This is a genomic window from Parabacteroides vesiculifaciens (assembly GCF_049860805.1).
Classification (GTDB): Bacteria; Bacteroidota; Bacteroidia; order Bacteroidales; family Tannerellaceae; genus Parabacteroides.
This window is the reverse complement of sequence record NZ_CP187555.1, coordinates 1,726,582-1,751,917: the sequence shown is the minus strand read 5'-3', so window position 1 is coordinate 1,751,917 and position 25,336 is coordinate 1,726,582. Positions and strand designations below refer to the sequence as shown.

At 50.0% G+C, this 25,336-nt stretch carries 18 protein-coding genes; 12 read left to right on the top strand and 6 right to left on the bottom strand.

The window, feature by feature from the left end; translation table 11 throughout:
* Positions 1-252: 252 nt before the first annotated feature.
* The 7 genes from ACPYIV_RS07125 to ACPYIV_RS07095 are packed head-to-tail and all read left to right on the top strand — an operon-like array spanning position 253 to position 8,616.
* The gene (locus tag ACPYIV_RS07125) at positions 253-2,364 is read left to right on the top strand and encodes a KamA family radical SAM protein (protein WP_425886219.1); all 2,112 of its coding nucleotides are present in this window, start codon (positions 253-255) and stop codon (positions 2,362-2,364) included.
* A 43-nt stretch (positions 2,365-2,407) separates the two neighbouring features.
* The gene (locus ACPYIV_RS07120; RefSeq protein WP_293740387.1) at positions 2,408-2,941 is read left to right on the top strand and encodes a ferredoxin domain-containing protein; all 534 of its coding nucleotides are present in this window, start codon (positions 2,408-2,410) and stop codon (positions 2,939-2,941) included.
* A 3-nt stretch (positions 2,942-2,944) separates the two neighbouring features.
* Positions 2,945-3,901, top strand: a complete 957-nt coding sequence (locus ACPYIV_RS07115; protein WP_425886218.1) for a hypothetical protein — start codon at positions 2,945-2,947, stop codon at positions 3,899-3,901.
* A 40-nt stretch (positions 3,902-3,941) separates the two neighbouring features.
* Complete coding sequence (gene radA, locus ACPYIV_RS07110) at positions 3,942-5,312, top strand: DNA repair protein RadA (RefSeq protein ID WP_425886217.1); 1,371 nt, start codon at positions 3,942-3,944, stop codon at positions 5,310-5,312.
* A 12-nt stretch (positions 5,313-5,324) separates the two neighbouring features.
* Positions 5,325-6,308: a hypothetical protein gene (locus ACPYIV_RS07105; RefSeq protein ID WP_293740390.1), complete on the top strand. Its 984-nt coding sequence runs from the start codon at positions 5,325-5,327 to the stop codon at positions 6,306-6,308.
* Positions 6,305-7,015, top strand: a complete 711-nt coding sequence (locus ACPYIV_RS07100) for a hypothetical protein (protein ID WP_425886216.1) — start codon at positions 6,305-6,307, stop codon at positions 7,013-7,015. Before ACPYIV_RS07105 ends, ACPYIV_RS07100 begins: the two co-directional genes overlap by 4 nt.
* Before the next feature lie 2 nt (positions 7,016-7,017).
* Complete coding sequence (locus ACPYIV_RS07095; RefSeq protein WP_425886215.1) at positions 7,018-8,616, top strand: NAD(P)/FAD-dependent oxidoreductase; 1,599 nt, start codon at positions 7,018-7,020, stop codon at positions 8,614-8,616.
* A 449-nt stretch (positions 8,617-9,065) separates the two neighbouring features.
* Here the strand turns inward: ACPYIV_RS07095 and ACPYIV_RS07090 are convergent, their stop codons facing one another.
* Both ACPYIV_RS07090 and recJ read right to left on the bottom strand, forming a co-directional pair.
* A complete protein-coding gene (locus ACPYIV_RS07090; RefSeq protein ID WP_293733610.1) occupies positions 9,066-10,757 on the bottom strand; it encodes a RecQ family ATP-dependent DNA helicase in 1,692 nt (563 codons plus the stop codon).
* A 9-nt stretch (positions 10,758-10,766) separates the two neighbouring features.
* Positions 10,767-12,491: a single-stranded-DNA-specific exonuclease RecJ gene (gene recJ / locus ACPYIV_RS07085; RefSeq protein WP_425886214.1), complete on the bottom strand. Its 1,725-nt coding sequence runs from the start codon at positions 12,489-12,491 to the stop codon at positions 10,767-10,769.
* A 422-nt stretch (positions 12,492-12,913) separates the two neighbouring features.
* Between recJ and ACPYIV_RS07080 the strand changes: the two genes are divergently transcribed.
* From ACPYIV_RS07080 to fmt, 4 genes are read left to right on the top strand one after another with little or no spacing between them, the layout of a single operon-like run.
* Positions 12,914-13,474: an L-threonylcarbamoyladenylate synthase gene (locus ACPYIV_RS07080; RefSeq protein ID WP_293733612.1), complete on the top strand. Its 561-nt coding sequence runs from the start codon at positions 12,914-12,916 to the stop codon at positions 13,472-13,474.
* 2 nt (positions 13,475-13,476) lie between these two features.
* Positions 13,477-14,877, top strand: a complete 1,401-nt coding sequence (locus ACPYIV_RS07075; protein WP_425886213.1) for a sugar transferase — start codon at positions 13,477-13,479, stop codon at positions 14,875-14,877.
* Position 14,878: 1 nt separating this feature from the next.
* A complete protein-coding gene (locus ACPYIV_RS07070; RefSeq protein WP_293733614.1) occupies positions 14,879-16,663 on the top strand; it encodes a chloride channel protein in 1,785 nt (594 codons plus the stop codon).
* A 3-nt stretch (positions 16,664-16,666) separates the two neighbouring features.
* On the top strand, positions 16,667-17,641 hold the full coding sequence (gene fmt / locus ACPYIV_RS07065; RefSeq protein ID WP_293740396.1) for a methionyl-tRNA formyltransferase: 975 nt from the start codon (positions 16,667-16,669) through the stop codon (positions 17,639-17,641).
* 133 nt (positions 17,642-17,774) lie between these two features.
* Here the strand turns inward: fmt and ACPYIV_RS07060 are convergent, their stop codons facing one another.
* From ACPYIV_RS07060 to ACPYIV_RS07050, 3 genes are read right to left on the bottom strand one after another with little or no spacing between them, the layout of a single operon-like run.
* Positions 17,775-20,897, bottom strand: a complete 3,123-nt coding sequence (locus ACPYIV_RS07060) for an efflux RND transporter permease subunit (RefSeq protein ID WP_425886212.1) — start codon at positions 20,895-20,897, stop codon at positions 17,775-17,777.
* Positions 20,898-20,903: 6 nt separating this feature from the next.
* On the bottom strand, positions 20,904-22,019 hold the full coding sequence (locus ACPYIV_RS07055; RefSeq protein WP_425886211.1) for an efflux RND transporter periplasmic adaptor subunit: 1,116 nt from the start codon (positions 22,017-22,019) through the stop codon (positions 20,904-20,906).
* A gap of 26 nt (positions 22,020-22,045) precedes the next feature.
* Complete coding sequence (locus ACPYIV_RS07050; RefSeq protein ID WP_293733618.1) at positions 22,046-23,449, bottom strand: efflux transporter outer membrane subunit; 1,404 nt, start codon at positions 23,447-23,449, stop codon at positions 22,046-22,048.
* Between the two features lie 132 nt (positions 23,450-23,581).
* On the opposite strand from ACPYIV_RS07050, the gene ACPYIV_RS07045 reads away from it, so the two are divergent.
* A complete protein-coding gene (locus tag ACPYIV_RS07045; RefSeq protein ID WP_293740400.1) occupies positions 23,582-23,983 on the top strand; it encodes an FKBP-type peptidyl-prolyl cis-trans isomerase in 402 nt (133 codons plus the stop codon).
* Here the strand turns inward: ACPYIV_RS07045 and ACPYIV_RS07040 are convergent.
* On the bottom strand, positions 23,938-25,332 hold the full coding sequence (locus tag ACPYIV_RS07040) for an MATE family efflux transporter (RefSeq protein WP_293740401.1): 1,395 nt from the start codon (positions 25,330-25,332) through the stop codon (positions 23,938-23,940). The genes ACPYIV_RS07045 and ACPYIV_RS07040 overlap by 46 nt on opposite strands.
* Between the last annotated feature and the right edge of the window lie 4 nt (positions 25,333-25,336).

The window sequence follows — 25,336 nt, the reverse complement described above, 5'->3', positions numbered from 1 at the left end:
TTAAGAAACTCGCAATAACACAAGGTGTTGAATAATAGAGAAATATGTATATCCCTTTCAGAAGGGAGGTTCTTGTCTGATTTAACATTTAATACGTAATACGTATCGCTTTTGCCATTTTGTTGCGATTTGCAAGGCGTTTAAGATGTTTTATAAGTAACATACTTTTGATAGCAGGAAAAAAATGTTATATTTGTAGACAAATGATTTCAAAATTACATTCTATAACCCCTCCTAAAACAGTATTTGCTTATGATCAAAAGAAGATTACTATCGTACGACATTCCGCAATTGACTAAAGTATTTAAAAAAGATTTTCCCCAACTGGTAACGATGGCGGAAGAAAGTGAGAGCGCAGCGCTTTTTAAAGAAGCCTTGCGCTCTTTCGTTTCTTCCCGCATCGACAGGACGGTTGGCGGGAGCAATATGGGAAATGCCGTGGCGAAGCGTATTCTTCTGTTGATCGAACACGACGATACGACAGTTGCCGAACTTTCGACGGGCGAAGAGATACCGGTACGGACGATTACCTACCTCTGGCAATTCCTGACCGGAAAGCCGGGGGAAGATGTTTCGCCGGATTTCTTTATCGACCTGTACCGGCAATTCGAATTGCTGGAGAACCCGCAGGAGATCGTACCGGACCGCTCGCTCGTCAAAAGGCAGATGAACCGCTGGCCGACCGGATTGGACGAAGAGGTGATGGCGATCCGCCGTTCCAACAAGGAGCGGATCATGGCTGGACTGATACGCAAGATCGAACGGCGCCATGCCCCGACCTCCCGGTTTCAGTTTACGGAGGGAATGAGTTATGAAGAGAAATACACCAAAGTGCAGGAATGGTGGAATACCGGCCGTTTCCATCTTGCGATGGCTTTCAAAAGCCCGACGGAACTGAACTATTTCCTCGGCGGTTCCCTTTCGGCAGAAACGATGGAACTGTTGGCGCGTGCCCGCAAGAAAGGCATGCCGTTCTTTGTGACCCCTTACTATCTTTCCCTGCTGAATACGAATACAAGCGGGTTTGACGATGCGACGATCCGTTCCTATATCCTCTATTCCGAAGAACTGGTCGATACATACGGGCAGATCAAGGCGTGGGAGAAAGAAGACATTGTCGTGGCCGGACAGCCGAATGCCGCCGGGTGGTTGCTGCCGGAAGGGCACAACATACACCGCCGTTATCCGGAGGTGGCAATCTTGATTCCCGATTCGATGGGGCGTGCCTGTGGCGGCCTGTGCGCTTCCTGCCAGCGGATGTACGATTTCCAGAGCGAGCGCCTGAATTTTGATTTCGAATCCCTGAAACCGAAGGAGACATGGGACAAGAAACTGCGCCGGTTGATGCGCTATTTTGAAGAAGATGCCCAGCTCAGGGATATCCTGATCACCGGAGGCGACGCGTTGATGAGCCAGAACGCGACGCTCCGCAACATACTCGACGCCGTCTACAAGATGGCGGTGCGGAAACGGAAAGCCAACGAGAGCCGTCCCGAAGGCGAGAAGTATGCCGAACTGCAACGGGTCCGCCTGGGTTCGCGCCTGCTTGCTTACCTGCCTCTCAGGATCACGGACGAGCTGGTCGGCATCTTGAGGGATTTCAAAGACAAAGCCTCGCGCGTCGGCGTCACGCAGTTTATCATCCAGACGCATTTCCAGTCCCCCTTAGAGGTCACACCGGAAGCGAAAAAGGCGATCGAGGCGATCCTATCCGCCGGATGGATCATCACTAACCAGTTGGTCTATACCGTTGCCGCTTCCCGGCGCGGGCACACGGCAAAACTTCGCCAGACGCTGAATGCGATGGGAGTGGTGTGCTATTATACATTCTCGGTCAAGGGCTTCCATGAGAACTACGCCGTGTTCACCCCTAACAGCCGCTCTTTGCAGGAACAGCAGGAGGAGAAAGTCTTCGGCCTTATCCCCAAGGAGAAGCAGAAGGAACTGTACCGGCTGATTCGCTATGAGCGGCCTTTAGGGAAGAAGCTGTCCGGTTTCCTGAAAGAAAACCGTCTCCTTTTTGCCGCCACCGACCGCAGCGTGCTGAACCTGCCGGCTATCGGGAAAAGCATGACCTTCCGGACAATTGGCTTGACGGCCGAAGGAAAGCGCATCCTGAAATTCGACCACGACGCCGGACGCCGCCACAGTCCGATTATCGACCGGATGGGAGAGGTCTACATCGCCGAGAACAAGTCCGTCGCCGCCTACCTGCGCCAGCTACAGGATATGGGCGAGGATGTGCGGGAGTATATCAGTATCTGGAATTATTCCGAAGGCGTGACCGAACCCCGGTTCAGTATTTACGAATACCCTGGTTATCCTTTCGATATTACAGAAAAGATGACAAATCTTGAGCTATAAAACGAGTAATTATTATCTTTGTTCGTGCTAAACCAATATTAAAATGATACAGAACGAAAGAGAAATACGACACGAGCATGTGTTACAGGCTGTTCGTCAGATGATGACAGCCGCCCGGACAGCCCCGAAGGGGAAAGGCATCGATATTATCGAAGTGGCGATGGTGACGGACGAGGATATCAAACGCCTCTCGGAAGAGCTTGTCATCATGTCCGGCGAAACCGGTTTGAAATTCTTTTTGCGCGATGCCGACAATATCCTCCAGGCCGAAGCCATCTTGATTGCAGGTACCCGCCAGCAGGTGCAGGGATTGAATTGCGGGCATTGCGGATTCCCGACCTGCGTGGAGAAACCGGAAGCCGTTCCCTGTGCGATCAATTCGGTGGATTTGGGCATTGCGATCGGCTCGGCTTGCGCTACGGCGTCGGATTTGCGCTTAGACACGCGCGTGATGTTCAGTGCCGGCCTGGCTGCACAACGTCTGGGGATGTTGGGCGACTGCAAATGCGTGATGGCGATCCCGGTGAGCGCATCCTCGAAAAACCCGTTCTTCGATCGAAAACCGAAAACAGAGTGAGCCATGATAAAGTTTGATAACAAACTCGAACTGCGATACTATTTCAATGATAAGTCCAACTACATGGATGCCATGATCAAACACCGTTCGGAAAAGGAGGTTCTTTCGTTGATCCGGACGCTGTCAGATATGCTGGACATCAAAATGACTGTTTATTGCGAGTCTTTTGCACAGCAGGAAGGATTTCGCGAAATCTGGTCGGTGGCAGGTGAGAACAGCCGCCTGATCTCTGTCCTCCTCAATCTGTTTATGCAGGTGTGGACACGGCCGTCCCTTCTGGTCGGCGGGCAACCGGTCGTGGACCGCTCGGCGGCCGACGAGGAAAAGATGCAGCGTGAGATTGCCTTGTTGCGTACGAACCTCAGGAAGAAATCGCCCGGCATAACGGTCACGCGCGAATTGGTTGAATTACTGAGCGCATCGCCCCGAGTCTGCAAGTGCAAATCGAATTTTTACGAGTCTGTGCGCGGCTATCCGAAGGTGACGAAGTTCACCTTGCGCGAACTGAATGCCGGTAACCGTAGCCGTTCGGGTTCGTTGGAAGTCAAACGCGAACAGTTCGACTATTACATTCTCCGTTCCGACGAATTGCCCCCGGTCAAGGACAACAAGGCGACGATAGAGATCATTTCGCCTGTGCTGAAAGACGCGCGTTACCGCTGGAAAGGCATCTACAACAAAGGGGGCGAGACGATCGACTTCTATATGTGCGACGAAGACTTCAAGAAAGAGATGTTCGATGAGAAGATCGTCTTTAAGAGCGGTATGTGCATCGACTGTGTGCTGGAGATCCAGCGGAAGATGAGCGAACTGGGCGAAGTGGTCAATATCAGCTATACGGTCGAAACGGTGATCCGCACCCGCTTCGATAAGATGGAAATCATTACGCCGCAGGGAAAACGTCACCTCAGGAAGCTCGAAGCTGAGAAAAAGCAGTTGACGCTCGACCTTTTCGGATGAAAAACAGCGGCCTCGTCTGCGCAATTAACAAAATAAGAGAATGGCAAAAGCAAAAACAGTATATGTCTGCTCCAACTGTGGGGCTGATTCTCCGAAATGGATCGGGAAATGTCCTTCCTGCGGGGAGTGGAACACGTATGTCGAAGAGGTTGTGGCAAAGGAACCCGCCGGAAAGCGTGCGCTCTATGGTGTTTCGGATGGCGGCAAAGTGCGCCCCGTCCTCCTTCGCGATATTACTTCCGAAGAGGAGACGCGCATCGACCTCGGTGACCAGGAACTGAACCGCGTCCTCGGTGGCGGCTTGGTGAAAGGATCGCTGGTCCTGATCGGTGGCGAGCCGGGCATCGGGAAATCAACGCTTGTACTGCAAACCGTCTTGGGGTTTAAGGGGTTACGCACGCTTTATGTCTCCGGTGAGGAGAGCAGCCGCCAGTTGAAACTCCGTGCCGACCGCATCGCGCATGAGAACCCGGATTGCTTCATCCTTTGCGAAACCAACCTCGAACAGATATTTGTCCAGACCAAGAACGTCCAGCCCGACCTTCTGATTGTCGACTCGATACAAACCATTTATACGGAGGTGGTCGAATCCTCTCCCGGAAGTGTTTCGCAGGTGCGCGAGTGCAGCGCGGCCATCCTGAAATATGCGAAGGAGAGCGGCACGCCCGTCCTCCTGATCGGCCATATCAATAAGGAGGGAAGCATTGCCGGGCCGAAGGTACTCGAACATATTGTCGATACCGTCCTCCAGTTCGAGGGCGACCAGCATTATATGTACCGCATCTTGCGGAGCATCAAGAACCGTTTTGGAAGTACGGCAGAATTAGGTATCTACGAGATGCGCCAGAACGGCCTTCGCGAAGTCAGCAATCCTTCCGAGCTGCTGTTGACGCAGAACCATGAAGGGTTGAGCGGAGTGGCGATCGCGGCGGCGATCGAGGGTATCCGTCCTTTCCTGATCGAGACGCAGGCATTGGTGAGTTCCGCTGTTTATGGGACGCCCCAGCGCAGCGCGACGGGGTTCGACCTCCGGCGTATGAACATGCTGCTCGCGGTGCTCGAAAAGCGTGCCGGTTTCAAGCTGATCCAAAAGGATGTCTTTTTGAATATTGCCGGCGGACTGAAGGTGAACGATCCGGCAATCGACCTGGCGGTGATTAGCGCCGTCCTTTCTTCCAGTCTCGATATTTCGATCGAGCCGGGTATCTCGATGTGCGGCGAGGTGGGGCTTTCGGGCGAAATCCGTCCGGTGAACCGCATCGAACAGCGCATCTTAGAAGCGGAAAAGTTGGGTTTCTCGCGTATTATCATCCCGCACAATAACCTGAAAGGCTTCGACACGTCCAAGTGCAAGATGCAAATTGTGCAAGTACGCAAGGTGGAAGAGGCTTTCCGGCAATTGTTCGGATAAGTTTATATGTATATGAAAAAAAGTGTTGTTTATCTATTTGTGAGTATTTTCTTCCTGTTTACAAGCTGCGAGTACCAGTTAGGGGAGAATTTTATGGATTTTGAAAAGCGGCAGGTCGATTCGGTCGCGATGAGTGTGGACTTCTATGGCTCGTTTATCCATGATGTGGAAAACGGAACCTTTGTGGTGGAAAACAGTGGTAATGCTGTTTGCCAGATCTATCCGTTGCCCGGATTCGAAATTGAGAAACAGATCATCCGCTTGGGTGAAATGGTCTGGGAAAGCAGTGGGACACAGTGTGATTTCCTGTTGGATGTAGACCTGATACCGAATGGCTCTTATGAACTGTCGTGCGAGATTATTGCCCGTATGAACAGCGGGACGGTTGCCGGGCAGGTCGGGATTGAACATTATGTGGAAAAGCGCAGTTGGCCTCTCAAGGTAAATGCGCGTACCGAGACGGAACTTCCTTTGCTGCATCGGGTGAATGAAGAGGGACTGATTGAAATTTCTTGGGAGGTGGATGAGGCGTTTCGTGACGGGTTCGATCATTACCAGATTGAGTTTACTACGCTGAAGGAGGGTTTAAATTATACCTATATTGCGAGAAGGTCGGATTTTGATATTCATTCATACGCCGATAAACGATATGCCGGTGAGAAAGGATCATACAAGGTCTATCTCTATTTCAAAGCGGAAGCCGACCGTCCCCGTTCGCTCGGATCGCTTGACTTGGAGCAGGCCAAACCGCAGGTTCAGGTAGAATATAGGACAAAGAACCGCGTACGCCTGTCTTGGACATATCCTTACCGTTCGGCAGTCGATGTCGTCTACGGAGGTGAAGTCGTGGCTGAGAAAGTAACGGACGGCGTGACGGAGTTTCCCCTTGCCGGACAGGAAGCTGGCAGGGTTGAGTTGCGTTTCTCTCCCGTCGATAATTGGGGATATGAGAATGCAAATTATACGTTTAACCTTGAAAACTACCCGAAGAGATGAAAAAGGTATTGTTGTTTATAGCCCTGCTGTTTTTCTTCGGTCGTCTTGGGCAGGCTCAGTCGCTGACAGTCGAATATAATATCGGGCATGGCTCGTACCAGATGTCCGATATGGAAGATTTTTTGAATAAGATGGAACTTCCCGTAACCAATGCGCAGGTCACGGATAACTTCCCCGGTTATGTAACGCAGGACACCCGTATGGGGATCGAATGGAGACGCCATCACGTGGGCGTCCTTTTCAACTATATGAATACGGCGGGCAAAAAGGGGGTAACGGATTATTCCGGCTCTTGCAACTACGAACTGCGTAATAAAGGATATAAGTTCGGAGCTTTTTATCGTTTCCGTTTGGTTAAGGAAGAAATTAGTATCTTTACGTTCGAACCGTACGTAGGGCTCTCGACGGGTGTCGTGCTGAACAAGGTGAAGGGAGCGAACAGCCTGTTTATCGAGTCTGATCCGGAAGCCGGATATTGGAAGGAAAATACTTTTTCAGGCAGGAATTTCTTCGTGGAGCCTGCTTTCGGCATTAAGTTCGGCTTGTGCCGCTATGTCGCGTTGAACCTGAGTGTGGCTTATGAATGGGATGCCGTGAAACAGGAACATACGATCGAAAAAGCAGAGTCACCGTCGACTTTCAAAGTGGATTGGAGCGGCTACCGGGCACAGGCCGGTTTGATTTTTTATTTGAATTTAAAGAAGTAAACATGATACAAGAATTACAACTCCGTGTATTGCCCGAAGAGGCAGCCAGCGAACAGTCGTTGAAGCAGGCGGTGGCCCGTGAGACGGGAACATCCGTCCCGCATATTCACACCGTCCGGGTGCTGAAACGTTCTATAGATGCGCGCCAGCGGACCATCTATGTGAATGTCAGACTGCGTGTTTTCATCGATGAAGCGCCGGACGAACCGGAATATCAGTCGGTGGAGTATAAAGACGTGTCGGGCGGGAAGCCTGTCGTGGTCGTAGGAGCGGGGCCGGGAGGATTGTTTGCCGCCCTCCGCCTGATCGAACTTGGCCTGCGTCCGGTCGTGATCGAACGCGGAAAGAATGTGCGCGAGCGTAAAAAAGATATCGCCCTGATCAGCCGCGAGCATAAGGTGAACGAAGAGTCCAACTACAGCTTCGGCGAAGGGGGAGCAGGCGCCTATTCCGACGGCAAACTGTACACTCGCAGCAAGAAGCGGGGTTCGGTCGATAAGATCCTGAATATCTTTTGTCAGTTCGGAGCCAGTACCTCGATCCTGGCGGATGCCCATCCGCATATCGGTACGGACAAGCTGCCTCGTGTGATCGAGAATATCCGCGAACAGATCATCCGCAGCGGCGGGGAAGTCCATTTCGAGACACGAATGGACGCCCTGATTATTCGTAACGGAGAAGTCATAGGCGTCGAGACGAATACGGGAGAGAGTTTCCACGGTCCGGTTATTCTGGCAACAGGCCATTCCGCCCGCGACGTGTATCGCTACCTCCACGACCGGCAGATCCCGATCGAGGCCAAAGGTATCGCTGTCGGTGTCCGTCTGGAACATCCGCAAATGCTGATCGACCAGATACAATATCATCGCAAAGAGGGCAGGGGCGACTATCTGCCGGCAGCCGAATATAGCTTCGTCATGCAAGCCGGCGGACGGGGCGTCTATTCCTTCTGTATGTGTCCCGGCGGTTTTGTCGTTCCGGCGGCAAGCGGTCCCCGGCAGGTAGTGGTCAACGGAATGTCTCCCTCCAACCGCGGTTCCCGCTGGGCAAATTCCGGCATGGTGGTGGAGATCCGCCCGGAAGACTATACTTCGCTAATGAATAATGAAGAATTAATAATGAATAATGGAGAGAGGGTAGAGTCGGATTCTCCATTAGCGTTGATGGCTTTCCAGGAACGGCTGGAAGAACTTTGCTGGCTGAACGGTGGGATGAAGCAAACCGCCCCTGCGCAACGGATGGTCGACTTCGTGAACAAGAAGAACTCTTTCGATCTCCCCGAATCGTCTTATACGCCCGGCTTGCTGGCCTCCCCGTTGCATTTCTGGATGCCGGAGTTCGTCACCAGCCGCCTGCGCGAAGGCTTCCGCTATTTCGGTAAAGTCTCCAAAGGATTCCTGACCAACGATGCCGTCATGATCGGTGTGGAAACCCGGACCTCTTCGCCCGTCCGCATCCTGCGCGACAAGGAAAGCTACCAGCATATAACCCTGAAAGGCCTTTTCCCCTGCGGCGAAGGAGCCGGCTATGCAGGCGGAATCGTCTCTGCCGCTATCGACGGCGAACGGTGTGCGGAAGGGGCGGCAGGCCTTTCCTATTAAGTCGGCACTTTTTCCGGTACAGGCTTGCACCTTTTTGCAGACAGCCTATAGGCTTTTGATGAATAGCCTATAGGCTATAATTTTTACTCTTTAGGCTATATTTTATGAGACGTAGGCCTGCAAATAAGCCCTGTTACCCCTTTCTCAAAAAAGCAAACGGGGTTCACATCTGTCTGTAGCTAATTGATGCTCTGCGGTTAGTTGTGAATCCTGTGAATCCTGAATTACCCGAACTGTTTTATGACTTCTTTTTTCTTTTATTTCCAAAATTTTATTATTTATTTCACCCTTCACAGCATTCACAAGAAGTCTCTAACCATTAGAGCTTTATAAGGGTGTGAACCTTGAATAAAAAATAAGACTCATGGTTTATAAGTCTAAAAATTTAAAATATTGAATGCAGAAAGAAGTCCTTCTGTGCATTGTTGTCAAAAAAAGAAGCTGTTGGATCATGAATGTTCGGCAATGACCCCTATCACCCCATCCCTCAAATAAAACCGTTCGTCGTGCTCGACCAGGAAACGGATGGCGGTAATGCTTTTGTCTGCCGGGAAAGGAAGGGAGTCTGTCAATGTTTTGACCGGAAGCGGCTGTTGACCGGACAGGTTTTTCAGAAGTCCGTCGCGTATAGCGTTGAAGTCCCGGTTGCTCAGGCCGGAATCGTTCTTGGAAAGGCAGACATCGCAGCATCCGCAATCTTCCGTATGCTTTTCTCCGAAATAAGAGAGTAAAAGGTGGCTCCGGCAGATACGTTCCCCGTCCATGTATTCCACAACCTTCGAGATACGCTTTTTCATCCTTTCACGGCGTTCTTCATAAGCGGATGAAGGAATGACAAGGGTCTCTTTCCCTACTCGCGGATGTGTATAAGTGATTTGCGGTACGATCTGGAAGGAAGATTCATCCAGCGCTTCGCAATATTCAATGTAGCCGGACAGTTCCAGCAACTTCAAAGCATGATGCACCTGTAAGGGAGGAAGTTGGCAGGCGGAATAAAAATCCGTCAATTCAAAATTATGGACGGTATCTTCTCCCTGTCCTTCCGGAATCCCGAAGTAATTGCCTAACGCTTCATACACTTGTCCGATCAGTTTCTTTTCGGGAAACTCGTCGTCTACCCGTTTTTTCAGATGGAAACTATCCGTATCCGTACAGAGAGCCACCGCAAAAGCTTTCCGGCTGTCCCGTCCGGCACGTCCGGCTTCCTGGAAATATTCCTCCAATGAGCCCGGCATATCCAGATGGACGATCAACCGTACATCCGGCTTGTCGATCCCCATCCCGAAAGCATTTGTGGCGACCATGACGCGGCATTCATTGTTTTTCCAACGGTTCTGCCGGATCGCCTTTTCTTCCCGGCTGAGTCCGGCATGGAAAAAGTCGGCCGACAGTCCGGCCTGTTGCAGGAAAATCGCAGTCTCTTTGGTCTGCTTGCGGTTACGTGTATAGACGATGGCTGTGCCCGGGACTTTTCCGAGTATGTAGGCCAATGTGTTCAGCTTGTCTTCCGTTCGGCGTATGATGTAGGCAAGATTCGGGCGGATGAAACTTGTCCGGAACACATTCTTCTCCCTGAAAAGCAACCGCTCTTGAATATCTTCCACGACTTCGGGCGTGGCAGTGGCAGTCAAGGCAAGTACCGGAACGCCCGGCAGCTGTTCCCGTATATCGGCAATATGGAGGTAGGAGGGGCGGAAGTCATAGCCCCATTGCGAGATACAATGGCTTTCGTCGACAACCAGCAGGCTGACGTTCATCTCTTGCAGCTTCTCCCGAAAGAATCCGGTAACAAGCCGTTCCGGTGAAACATACAGGAATTTATATTGCCCGGACCGGCAGTTATCCAGCTCCGTGGCAATCTCCTGGCGGCTCATGCCCGAATACACAGCCGTCGCTTTGATTCCGACCCGGCGCAGATTGTCGACCTGGTCGCGCATCAAAGCGATAAGCGGGGTAATGACGAGGCAAATCCCTTCCATCGCCAGTGCCGGAACCTGGAAGGTGATCGATTTGCCACCTCCCGTAGGCATCAGTCCGAGTGTATCCTTTCCCGCACAGACAGAATGGATTATGTCCTCTTGTAGAGGACGGAAAGCAGGGTATCCCCAATACTTCCCTAAAATCTTATGGTAGACATCCACCGCATCCCTTCATATATCGTTCTCCTTGATGTCCTTCACCATCAGTTGCAACGACGTGTTGCCGTTGTAGGTGTTCTCTTCGATGGTGTAGCAGATATTGAAAGGTTTCATGTTCTTGATATGTATATTGTGCCGGCGCATACCGAAAGCAATGCCATGTATCGGTGTGTTCGACTTGTCGTCGATCAGTTCCAGTTTGATGTGTTCCAAGTCTTTCCCTACCAGCTTGCTGGTCCCGTAGTCTTTCACTCCGAGGGAGCAGAACACGGGTTTCTGGTTGTCCGGGCCGAACGGGTTCATCTTTTTCAGTTCGCTCATGAACTTGGAATTGATATCCTGCAGGTCCAGTACGGCGTCGATATCGATCTGCGGCGTCATCTGTTCGGGGATGATCTCGTCGGCGGCTAATTTTAGGAACCGCTGGGTGAAAGCATCTAAGTTCTCCTCTTTCAGGGAGAGGCCGGCAGCGTAGGTATGGCCACCGAAGTTTTCCAACAGGTCGCGGCAACTTTCGATCGCTTTGTATATATCGAATCCCGTAACCGAACGGGCGGAGCCGGTTATCAGCTCGGACGATTTCGTCAGTACGACTGCCGGGCGGTAGTATTTTTCCGTCAGGCGGGAAGCGACGATGCCGATAACCCCTTTGTGCCATCCGGGATTGTAGACGATGATCGCCTTGCGGTCTTCCATATTCTGGAATTCGTCGATGATGGCGTTCGCCTCGTCCGTGATCTTTTTGTCTAATTCGCGGCGTTCTTCGTTATACTGGTTGATGCTTTCGCTCTTCTCGCGGGCTACGTCCACATCTTTCGCCAACAACAGTTCGACCGCTTCCTTTCCGTTCATCATACGGCCGGAAGCATTGATACGGGGTCCGATCTTAAAGACGATGTCGCTGATCGTGATCTCTTTTCCCGACAGGCCGCAGATATCGATGATCCCTTTCAGGCCGAGGCTCGGATTGCTGTTGAGCTGTTTTAGCCCGTAATACGCCAGTATGCGGTTTTCACCGGTGATAGGGACGATGTCCGAGGCGATGCTGACAGCCGTCAGTTCCAGCAGCTTTTCCAGGTCGGCAAACGGGAAGTTGTTGCTTTTGGCGAATGCCTGCATGAACTTGAAGCCGACACCGCATCCCGACAGATGCTCGTACGGATAGACGGAGTCTACGCGCTTGGCATCCAATACAGCCACGGCATCCGGCAAAATGTCGTCCGGCATGTGATGGTCGCAGATAATAAAGTCGATCCCCAATTGCTTGGCATATTCGATCTTTTCGATGGCTTTGATACCGCAGTCGAGCGAGATCACCAGCGTGATTCCGTTTTCACGGGCATAGTCGATTCCTTTATACGAAATCCCGTATCCTTCGTCGTACCGGTCCGGAATATAATAGTCCAGTGTCGATGAATAAGGACGCAAATACTTGTAGACCAATGAAACGGCAGTCGTGCCGTCTACATCGTAGTCTCCGTAAATTAAAATCTTTTCTTTATTCCCCAGTGCTTTATTCAAGCGCTTGACAGCCTTTTCCATATCCGGCATGAGGTATGGATCATGCAAGTCGTTCAAGCTGGGTTTAAAGAATTTCTTCACCTCTTCAACAGTGGAGAGTCCTCGCTGAACGAGCAGAAGACATACGACCGGGCTGAGTCCCAGTTCGCTTGCCAGTTTGTCTCTTTTATGTAACTCTTCTTCTGTTGGGGGTTGAAAGTTCCATTTAGTAATCATTATATATTGTTTTTTTCTTTTTTTCGTCTCTGATATATCGGATATCTGGGTTTATGGTAATAAACCTCCAATATATTTGAATCCGTAAAGTTAGATAATATAAATGGATATTTCTGTTTGGCGGCTTGCTTTTTTATTAATTAGAAGCTGTTTTACTTTTTTCAAACTGCTCTTCGGCTGTTTTCCGGATATATCAAAATGTCACTACTACCCCATGTAAAACGAATTAGTAGGGCATGTATTTGGAATTAGTATAGCGGGTAATATTTTTTAACATAACAAAATGAACCGTTTTACCTGTTTGGAGGAAGCAAAATGGCAGAATCCGGAAATGGCAATTCTTGGAAACTGTTTGAAAAAAGTTCAAACCGCTTTCTAAGTCCGCGAATGATTTGTACATTTGTGACATTATTTAAAAAACAATGACAGAAGATATTCAAAAAGCCTGCGAAATCATGCACGCAGGAGGTATAATACTCTATCCTACAGATACAATCTGGGGAATTGGTTGCGATGCGACCAATGAGAAAGCCGTGCAGAAAGTGTACGAGCTGAAGAAGAGAATGGACAATAAGGCTATGTTGGTTCTGACCGACAGCTCGGCTAAACTAAGCATGTATGTATCGGATATGCCCGATATAGCCTGGGACCTGATCGAGGTGGCCGATAAACCGCTTACGATTATCTATCCGCATGCAAAGAATCTGGCGACTAACCTGTTGGGGGAAGACGGAAGTGTCGGCATCCGGGTGACGAACGAAGAGTTTTCCCGTAAATTGTGTGAACGTTTCCGCAGGCCGCTGGTTTCCACTTCTGCGAATGTGAGCGGCGAACCTTCTCCGGCTAATTTCAGCGAGGTGTCGGAAAGTATTAAAAACGGCGTCGATTATATTGTGAAATATCGCCAGGATGATATGAGCAAGGCTAATCCTTCCAATATCATCAAATTAGGAGACGGTGGCGTTATTCAGGTAATCAGATAAAAATGAAGAAGAGCAAACAGGCAGGAAAATATATATTATCGGATTTTATATCGGCTTCGGTTGCGTGGTTGCTATTCAATATCCTTCGTTATGAGGTGTTCGCCATCAATGAAGGAGCATATAGCCTGCTTGACTATTTGCAATATCCGGGCGTGCTTACCGGTCAGGTAGTCATCCCTTTTTTCTGGTTGGTGCTTTACTATTTTTCGGGATACTACAACAAGCCGTTTGGGAAGTCTCGCCTTACCGAGCTTTTCTCAACATTCGTTACCGTGCTGATCGGGACGATTTTCGTCTTTTTTGCTTTGGTGCTCGACGATATTCCCCGTTCGATCAATATCTATTATAAACTGTTTTTCGGGATGTTCGGACTGCAGCTTTTCATTACCTATATCCCGCGTTTGTTGATTACGCAAAGCGGAGTAAGGAAAATAAAGAATCGGGAATGGGCGATGAATGTGTTGATCATCGGCGCAGGAGGAAAGGCCGTCCGTATCGCTCATGATTTGTATCGCCTGGGATATGATATTTGCGGGTTTGTCTCGGAAGACGAGAAGACGCCGGTTAAGGCCGACCGGAATTATGTGCTGGGGACGGTGGATGATATTCCGGTTTTGATGGAAAAGGGAAATGTGGATGAGATCGTTCTGGCTGTCGAGTCGAAGAATAATAAGGTGCTCCTGGGGGTCCTCTATTCGCTTTACCGGTATAAACGCCCGATAAAAGTGCTGGCAGACCGGTTCAATATGCTATCGAAAATCCAGCTTCGGACAATACGGGGGATCCCGCTGGTCGATGTGACGGATAACAACTTTTCACCGGCCGAACAGAATATAAAGCTTTTTCTGGATAAGGTTTGTTCCGTTGTTGCACTGCTGTTGCTTTCTCCCTTATTCGCCTATATTGCATGGCGGGTGAAGAAAGACTCTCCGGGGCCTGTGTTTTTCCGACAGGAGCGGATCGGTTATCTCGGAGAGCCGTTTTGGATGTATAAATTCCGGACCATGTATGTCAATGCGGAAGACAACGGGCCGTCGCTCTCATCGGAAGACGATTGCCGTGTAACGCCGTTCGGACGTATCATGCGGAAATACCGGCTGGACGAATTGCCGCAGTTCTGGAATGTGCTGAAAGGCGATATGTCGCTGGTCGGGCCACGTCCCGAACGTAAATATTTTATCGACGAGATCGTGAAAACGGCTCCTTACTACTATCTGCTGCACAATGTTCGTCCGGGTATCACTTCGTTGGGAATGGTGAAATACGGCTATGCGGCAAGTGTGGACAAAATGGTGGAGCGTATGGAATATGATATATTATATTACGAAAATATGTCGCTGACATTGGATCTGACAATTCTGATCTATACAGTTAAGACAGTAATTACAGGTAAAGGTATTTAAGATGATAAACGAAGGATTTTTCTATCGGCTCCTGCTATGGCGGGACAAGCATATAAAAGAGAAGCATTTCATACTGATCGTTAGTTTTCTGGTAGGTATTTGTACCGCGGCGGCGGCTATTATCCTAAAGTCGATCATTCATTTTATACAACATATCCTGACAGGCAATTTCAATCAGGATGGAGCGAATTACCTGTATCTGCTCTATCCGGTGATTGGTATCCTGCTTGCCGGTTTGTTTGTGAAATATATCGTACGGGATGATATCAGCCACGGGGTGACGAAGATACTGTACGCCATTTCCCAACGGAAGAGCCGTATCAAACCTCATAATACCTGGACTTCCATTGTCGCCAGTTCCGTCACCATCGGTTTCGGTGGATCGGTCGGGGCGGAGGCGCCTATTGTGCTTACGGGGGCGGCGATCGGCTCCAACCTGGGCCGTTTGTTCCGTATGGAGCAAAAGACCTTGATGCTGTTGGTCGGCTGTGGGGCCGCCGGTGCGATTGCCGGTATTTTCAAAGCTCCGATTGCAGGGGTGGTCTTTGTGGTGGAAGTGCTGTTGCTGGACCTGACGATGACGTCGGTACTGCCTTTGCTTATCACTTCGGTGACGGCAGCTACCGTTTCCTATATCTTTACGGGTACGGAAGCGATGTTCCCGTTTTCGCAGACCGAAGTGTTTGTGATCGAGCGCATACCCTATGTGTTGCTGCTCGGCGTCTTCTGTGGTTTGGTGTCTCTCTACTTTACCAAAGTCATGAACCGGGTCGAGGGGATGTACCGGAACCTGAATAATTACTGGAAGAAATTTATTGTCGGGGGTATTATGCTGAGTGTGCTGATTTTTATATTTCCTCCGCTCTACGGTGAAGGTTACGATACGATTTCGGCTTTGCTGAACGGGCAGTTCACCCATATAATGGATAAGAGTATGTTCTATGGCCTGAACGAAACCTATTGGGGATTGCAGATATTCCTTACGCTGATCCTGCTGTTTAAGGTCTTTGCTTCGAGTGCGACCAATGCGGGCGGCGGATGCGGTGGTATATTTGCTCCCAGTTTGTATTTGGGATGTATTGCCGGATTCGTATTTGCTCATGCTTCCAATTATTTCCCTTTTACGATGTACCTGTCGGAGAAGAACTTCGCCCTGTTGGGAATGGCGGGTATCATGTCCGGCGTTATGCATGCGCCGCTGACCGGTGTTTTCCTGATTGCCGAGTTGACCGGCGGATACGCCCTTTTTCTTCCGCTGATGATCGTTTCCGTGAGCTCTTATATCACAATCAAGATGTTCCTTCCGCATAGTATCTATTCGATGCGTCTGGCTCAGAAAGGGGAACTGCTTACGCATCATAAAGACCGTGCCGTGTTGACGTTGCTGAATACCGACAGTGTGATCGAGCGCGACTTCCTGACCGTCTCTCCCGAAATGTCTTTAGGTGATATGGTGAAGGTGATTGCCAAGAGCGGACGAAATACGTTTCCGGTTATCGACGAGCGGGGAATCTTGTTGGGGCTTGTTCTGCTGGATAATATCCGGAACATTATGTTCCGTCCCGAGTTATATAACCGGTTCCATGTTTCCAAGTTTATGGTGTCGGCTCCTGCCAAGATCCAGGTAGGGACGCCTATGGAGCAGATTATGCGTATCTTTGACGATACGAAAGCCTGGAACCTGCCGGTTGTAGACGAGGAAGGACGGTATATCGGCTTTATGTCCAAATCGAAGATATTTAATTCATACCGCGAAGTGCTGGTTGAAAACTTTTCAGGAGATTAAAAGATGAAGAAAGAAGATTTACGAATTGTTTATATGGGTACTCCCGATTTTGCGGTGGAGAGCCTGCGTGCCTTGGTTGAAGGCGGATATAATATAGTAGGCGTAATAACGATGCCGGACAAGCCGGTCGGCCGTCATGGCAGTGTTTTACAGGCAAGCCCCGTAAAGCAATACGCCGTATCGAAGGGGTTGCCGGTGCTCCAGCCGGAAAAACTGAAAGATGAAGTTTTTCTTTCCGAGTTGCGGGCTTTGGAAGCTGACTTGCAGATCGTCGTCGCTTTCCGTATGTTGCCGGAGGTTGTCTGGAATATGCCCCGCCTGGGAACGTTTAACCTCCATGCCTCTTTGCTTCCCCAATACAGGGGGGCCGCGCCTATCAACTGGGCTGTGATCAACGGCGACACAGAAACAGGTGCGACTACCTTTTTCCTGACTCACGAGATCGACACCGGTAAGATCATCCGCCAGAAGCATCTGCCTATTGCCGATACGGATGATGTGGGCATTGTCCATGATTCCCTGATGACAATGGGAGCCGGGTTGGTATTGGAAACCGTCGATTTGTTGCTGGAGGGAAAAACAGATGCCGTTCCCCAGGAAGAATTTTATAAAGATCCTTCCGAACTCCGTCCCGCTCCGAAGATTTTCAAAGAAACTTGCCGTATCGATTGGCATCAGCCGGTGAAAAAGATTTATGATTTTATCCGCGGCCTGTCTCCTTATCCGGCTGCCTGGACCGAAATCGTTTCTCCGGAGGGCGTGCGCACCGCACTGAAAGTCTACCAAGCAGAAAAACATCCTGCCGTACATGAATTCCCGGTCGGAACCATCCGGACCGACCGTAAAAGCTATGTCGATATCGCTGTGGAAGACGGATACCTACGTCTGCTATCCGTTCAACTGGCAGGCAAGAAACGGTTGCCGGTTACGGATTTCCTGAATGGATTCAAACAGATAGGAGAATATAAAGTAGATTAATAAAAAAGGATTGTCACGATGAGGCAATCCTTTTTACTTGGTAGATATTTTTATTTATCTGGTTTCTTGCAATGCATCTTCCAGGCTGATTCCCAACGCGTCGACAACCAATTTGCCATAAGCCGGGTCCGGCTTATTTCTGTTCCCGGCTGAATTTGTCCAATACTTTCTCCTGGAATAATTGCATCAATTCGTAGAAGCTGGGGATAAACATCGTTGCAAAAATGGTGTTTACCGCCATACCGAATACGACGGCTGCTCCTAAGGAAAGGCGGCTTCCCGCCCCGGCTCCTGTTGCAAACAGCAAAGGCATAACCCCTAATACGAATGCAAACGAGGTCATCAGGATCGGACGTAGACGGACATGGCCGGCTTCGAGTGCGGATTCGCGTATCGGATTACCGGCTTTGTGGTAGTCACGGGCAAACTCGACAATCAGAATACCGTTCTTGGCAGAGAGCGCGATCAGCAGGATGATACCGATTTGCGTATAAATACTGACCGGTACTCCCATGACGAAACATCCCAAAATAGCTCCCAACAAGGCGATCGGTAATCCCATAATGGCGGCAATCGGGCTTGTCCAGCTTTCATATTGAGCGGAAAGAACCAGGAAGGCAACCAAAAGGGCCATCGCAAAGACAAGCATGGTGGTGGAGCCGGCTTTCGTTTCCTGATAAGCGACGGATGTCCATTCATATCCGAAATTATTGCCTAACTGTTCCTGTACGAGCTCTTCCATAGCCTGTATCGCTTCACCGGAACTGTATTTCGGATTAGCGATACAGGTAATGGATGCCGACTTATACATATTATATAGGTTGATCTGATCCAATCCTAACTGTTCTTTCACCTCTGTAAAGGCAGAGAAAGGAACCATTTTGCCGGATTTATTTTCGATGCTCAGGTGCAACACATCATCTATGATTTTTTGAGCCTCGCCGTTAGCCTCGATCTTGACCTGATAGATACGCCCGAATTCGACAAAATCGTTTACATAGGCGGCCCCCATGTAATAGCTTAAAGTGGCGAAAACCTGGTTAAGCTGTAATCCGAGCAATTGTACTTTGTCGCGGTCGATTTCCAGTTTGTATTGCGGGACGTTGGCCTGATACATACTGGAAAGGCTGAGTAATTGCGGTTTGCTCCGGTACGTGGCTTGCAGTGTTTCGATGGCGTGCTGCAACTCGGTCGGCCCGAGGTTTTTACGGTCCTCCAATTGGAGTTGCAGGCCGCCTGAAGCTCCCAACCCAGGGATTGCAGGGGGAACCAACGCGAATATCTGTGCTTCCTGGATGCCGTAGGCTTCGCGGTTGAAACGGTTTACGACAGCCGAGGCGGTATGCTCCTTGCCTTTTCGTTCATCCCAGTTTTTCAGGATTACGAAATAGGTTCCTGCGTTAGAGAGTTCGCCTCCCCCCATGATAGAAAAACCGTTTACCCCGATATAAGTCTTTACTTCTGGATAGCTGTCGAGAATCTTGTCGATCTGCCTGCCGACCGCTTCCGTACGGTTCAGGCTGGCTGCCGGCGGTAGCTGGGTGGACACTATGAAATAGCCGTCATCCTCTTCAGGAATAAAAGTGGTCGGCCAGCGCATGAACATGACGATGGCGGCAACCGTTATGATCCCGAATATCACCATGGTGACGAACGGGCTTTTCAGCATACGGCCTACGATATCGTCATATAGTTTCTGGGTTTTGCCGAACACTTTATTGAATGCCTTAAAGACAAAGAATTTCGGTTCTTTGTTCACTTGCAGGAACAAGGCGCACAAGGCCGGCGTAAGCGTCAGTGAGTTGAAACCGCTCAAGACGGTGGCTGCAGCGATTGTCAGGGCAAATTGTTTGTATAACTGTCCGGAAATACCGCTGATGAAGGTCGTCGGAATAAACACCGCCAGCAATACCAGCACGACGCCTACGATCGGGCCGACAATTTCTCCCATTGCTTCGGTCACGGCTTCGCGTGCGGTATATTTCCCCGTATCCATGAGTCGCGACGAGTTTTCGACCACCACAATCGCATCATCCACCACGATCGCGATGGCCAAGATCAACCCGAACAAGGTCAACGTATTGATGGAGAATCCCAGGGCGGACATGACCGCCAGTGTTCCGATCAAGGAGACGGGGATGGTGATACAGGGGATGATAACGGCACGGAAGTTCTGGAGGAACAGGAAGATGACCAATATGACGAGGGCTGTCGTTTCCAGGAAGGTAACGAGCACTTCGTCGATCGAAGCATTGATGACCTGTGTCGTGTCCAGTGTCACATCGTAAACGACACCTTCCGGCAAATTGGCTGCCAGCTGTTCCATTTTGGCCCGTACCCCTTTGGCCACTTCCAGCGAATTGGAACCGGGAAGTTGGTAAATGGCTATGGCGGCACTCGGTTGGCCTTTCAGTTTGGAGGTGACATTATAGGAGGAGCTGCCCAGTTCGATATGGGCGACATCCTTCAGCCGGAGAATTTTACCACCTTCTTCCGTGCGGAGGATGATGTTTCCGAATTCTTCCGGAGTCGTCAAACGGCCTTTTACTGTCAACGTGTACTGGAACGGATTGTCGGCCTTGGCTATCGGCTGCCCGACGTAACCGGCCGAAACCTGTGTGTTTTGTGTCGAGATCGCCTGGAAGATCATATCCGGCGTCAGATTGCGGATACGCATTGCGTTCGGATCGAGCCATATACGCATACTGTAGCTTCCGGCTCCCATGACACTGACAGAACCGACTCCCGGCAGACGCGTCAGTTCGTCCGTCATGTTAAGGCTGGCATAGTTACTCAGGTATAACCCGTTGTAGGTGGAGTCACGGGAACTTAGCGTCAGCATCATAACGATGTTGGACGATTGCTTCTTAGTGGTAATACCTTGAACGATCACGGCTTCCGGCAGGCTGCTTTGTGCAATACTGACACGGTTCTGCACCATGACGGTTGCCATATCGATATCGGTTCCGACGGCGAACGTGATAGTCAACGCATAGGCTCCGGAGCTGGATGAATTGGAACTCATATAAAGCATCCCATCCACACCGTTCACCTGTTGTTCGATGGGCAATCCTACGGTCTGCGCTACAGTCTCCGCATCCGCACCCGGGTAGAAAGCCGACACCTGTACGGTCGGCGGCGTGATTTCCGGATATTGCGCGATGGGAAGTATGTGTAGCGTGACCAATCCGGCTACCACCAGGATCAGGGCGAGGACGGTAGCGAATATCGGTCTGTTTATGAAGAATTTTACCATAGCTGTTTATTTTATAGGCTTAATACTCATACCGTCTCTTACTTTCATCAGGGCGGTTGTCACATACCGCTCGTTTGGCTGGATGCCGCTGATGACCTGCCGGAGTGTATCGTTTACTAACTGTCCGGGTTCAATATGGCGGTATCGTACGATATTCGAGTCGTTTACAATATACAGGAATTTTCCTAACTGGTCTGTACCGATGGAGGCATCGCGCACGAGGACCGCGTCTTTCTGCTCGCTATAGGGGAGTGTGATCGTTACATACAACCCGCTTTTCAATTCGCCGTCTTTATTTTCGAGATTGGCACGGACGTTCAATGTACCGGTCGAAAGATCGACATTGGGAGAGAGGTAATCCAATGTTCCGGTGTATTTCTGCCGTCCGTCCTGTCCGAGGCGTATGGATACATGGGTAGGCATCTTGACGTTCGGATCGTTTTGGGCGGCAATCATTTTCATTCGTATGAACTGGTTGTCTTCGATATTGAAATTGGCGTACATAATGTCATCTTTATATAATGTCGCCAATGTGACGGGTTGGACGGCACCATTGATATAGTTGCCCACATCATAGCTTGCCCGGGTAACGCGCCCGTCGTAGGGAGCCCGAATGTAGCAATAGCCCAGGTTGGTCCGGGCGGTTTTCAAGGCTGCTTCGGCATTGTGCACGGATGCATCCATTTCCGCTGCGGTCGATTCGGCCTGTAAGACCTGTATCTGGCTGACGGCTCCGCTTTTGGCCGCTTCTTTCATGCGCTCATAATTGCTGCGGGCATATTCGACCTGGGCTTTTGCCGTGTTCAGCGCTGCTTCCGCCTGGGTGACATTGTTTTGATACACTTCCGGTTCGATCACGAATATCAGGTCGCCTTTCTTTACTTTTGCTCCCGGCACAAGTTGTGAGGATTGCAGATACCCGTTCACGCGTGCTACCAGATTGACCATACGGTCGGAACTTAAGTAGCCCGGATAGTCTTTAGTCAGCGTAATATCTTGTACGACCGGTGTCGTAACACTGATGGAAGGAGCCGGCATTTCCGTCTGGTGACTTTTCTCTTTACATCCTGCCAGCAGGACAATGGACAACCCCATAATCCCTATTTTAATCGTTGTCTTCATCTCTCTTATTTTTTAATTCTTTATTTTCAGTTTTCAATTTCCCAACCGCCGCCTAACGCCTGATAGAGCTGGATCAGACTTAACAGGGATGAGCCTCTTGCTTGTGTCAGTTCATTCTCGTAGGAGAGAAGGGAACGTTGTGCATCCAGAACATTCTGGAAAGGAGTAAGCCCCTGTTTGTAGAGGTCGAGTGAAAGTTCCAATGTCTGTTTCCCCTGATTGACAACTTCCCGGAGGGCGACGATCTGTTTGATCGAGTTTTTGTAGGAATTCATGGCATTGTCCACTTCCTGCACGGCAGTCAGCACGTCCTGGTTGAATTGGCGGATCGACTCGTCCAGCTGGGCTTTTGCCAGCCGTGTCGCTTGTGCCAGCTTCGTTCCCTGGAAGAAATTCCAGGAGATAGCAGGAGCGATCTCATAGGTGAAACTGTTATGGTTTACCAGTTTGTCCAAATCATGGGAAGCAAAACCAACAGATCCCTTGACGAAAACCTTCGGCCACCAGTCGGACTTGGAGGCTCCGAGCGATGCGGCCTGTGCATTCACTAAGCGTTCGGCTGCCCGGATGTCCGGACGGCGTAACAGCAGGTTGGCGGGAATGCCGATCCCGACTGTTTCGATATATTCCGGCAGAGGTTTCCGAGTCTCCATAATTTTCCGGACATCCCAGGGATAGAGTCCCATCAGCACGCCCAAAGCATTTGTGTACTGGATGATTCCGGCTTCCAACATAGGGAGGGAGGCTTTTGTGTCGTAATAAACGGATAAGGCCTGTGCGACATCCAATTTGGAGACAAGTCCCGTTTCGTATCTTTTCTCTGTGATCTTGACGACTGCCTGTTGCGACAGGCAGTTCTTTTTGACCACTTCCACTTCCTGCTGCAGTTCCCGCAGGTTGATGTAGGCGGATGCCACCTGTGCGCAAAGGGAAACCATCACGGCGTTATAGTCCTCTTTGGAAGCTGCAAAGTTTTCCTTTTGGGCCTTTACGCGGTTGCGGATGCTTCCGAATACATCGATTTCCCAGTTCATGGAAAGGGCTGCATCGCTGTATTGTGTTGTTGTCTGCGGCAGGCTGCTTGTATGGCCGCTGCTTTGTTGGCGGGTCCAGCCGGCAGCGAGTCCCAGGGTCGGCGAGTAACTGCCTTGTTGTATACGCAGATTGGCTTTAGCCATAGCAATACGGTCTGCCGCCATCAGTACAGAGTAGTTTTGCTTTACGGCTACTTCGATCAGCGAGTCCAGTGTGGCATCGTTGAAGTTCTTCCACCACTGGTCATCTACCGGTAATGTCTGTTGAAAATCATTGTCGTTTTCCTGCCACGCTTCCGGTAATGCGTGATCCAGGTATTTGTGCTCTTTCTGGGCCGGCAACGCTATCGGCAGGAACAGGCAAAGCACTGCATAACACCATGTACGTATGTGCATAACTTTTTTGTTTAGATTTAGCCATTAAAGAACAGACTTGCCGTATAATTGTTTGCCTCTTTTTATTTCTTTCTGTTTATTTTATATGTAGGATGCTTTGTATCTTTGTCCTGAAATGAAATAAGAATAGCAATGGGAAAGAAAGAAGAATATAAGGAAAAGAATCTGCGGTTTTTAGAAGAAGTAGCTGCCGGGGAGGGAGTTGTCAAGCTTCCTTGTGGCGTGATGTATAAGGAGATAGAGAAAGGAACCGGTTTGGTTTCGCCAGGGTTGACGGATGTCGTTTCGGTCCATTACCGGGGAACGCTGGCTAACGGACGCGAGTTCGATAATTCCTGGAAGCGGGGATGTCCGGAGGCATTTCGCCTCAATCAGGTGATCGAAGGATGGCAAGAGGCGCTTCGACGGATGCATGTGGGGGACCGTTGGATGATCTATATCCCTTATACTTTAGGGTATGGGACGCGTACATCCGGCCCGATCCCCGGTTATTCTACGCTGCTGTTTGAAGTCGAACTGTTGGGGATTGCATAATTTCCCGCAAGACTTTTTTTAAGTTTCCGATAAACATATATAAATGCCGGGACAAGAAACAAGTCTGCTGCTATCCAGGCAGTCGGATCGCCATAGCAAACGGCTAAGAACCCGAATACCGGCACGGCATAAATACTGACCAGCGTACGGGCGATCATCTCGGAGACGCCTGAAAGCATTGCCAGATTGGTATATCCTGCACCTTGTATGGTGTAGCGCAGGATGCAAAGCAGGCCCAGGATCGGAAAGAAATAGGTGGAAACATGGAGGAAAAGCACCGTGTTCTTAAGTATTTCCGTTTCCGAAGCGTCAACAAACAACAGCGATATCTTGTCGGAAGTCAGCATCAGTATTGCAAAAGTGAAGACGGCATAGACCATCATCATCAGCGAGCTGGCTTTGATTCCCTGCCAGATGCGTTCCGGCTTACCGGCTCCGTAGTTTTGTCCCGTGTAGGTTGCCATCGCTATACCTAAGCTTTCAAAGGCGCAGATAAAGAACATTTTGATTCGCATAGCGGCAGTGAAGGCGGCTACACAAGCTGTTCCCAATGCATTGTTGGCGCTTTGGAGCATGATGCTGCCGATTGCCGTAATGGAGAATTGAAGCCCCATCGGGACTCCGATATATAAAAGATTTTTAGCTAACGGCAAGCGGAACTTCCGGTCGTCGGCCGTTCCTTTCAGGATCGGGAAATGCTTGTACATATAAAAATAGCACAGAAGTGCCGATACGCCTTGCGAGACGACAGTCGCTATACCGGCTCCCAGCACGCCCCATCCCAGTACGAGGATGCAGAACAGGTCGAGCACGATATTCAATACTGTTGAGAACAGCAGGAACCAGAATGGTGTTTTGCTGTCTCCGAGTGCACGTATAACACTGGACAATAGGTTATAGAAGAACGTACAAGGTACTCCGATAAACGTAACGAGCAGATAGTAGTAAGCTCCATGAAATATATTTTCCGGTGTCTGCATATTTCGCAGGATATCTGCACAATATACGCTTGTCAGAACCGCAATGACGATCGACATCAGGGCTGCCAGTTGCAAACTGACCGTCACGTACCGTCGCATCGTCTTGTAATCCTTTGCCCCGAATTTCTGTGCCACCGGAATCCCGAAACCGCAACAACACCCGTTGCAGAATCCCAGGATCAGAAACACGACCGAAGTGCTTGCACCGATCGCCGCCAGATCATTGATCCCTAAGAATTTTCCAACGATAGCGGCATCCACAAGCGAGTAGGTTTGTTGCAATATATTTCCAAGCAACAGTGGGAAGGTAAAATTGAGAATAAGCGGCAGGGGAGCACCCTCCGTCATTTCTTTAGTAGTAGTTGCCATAAAT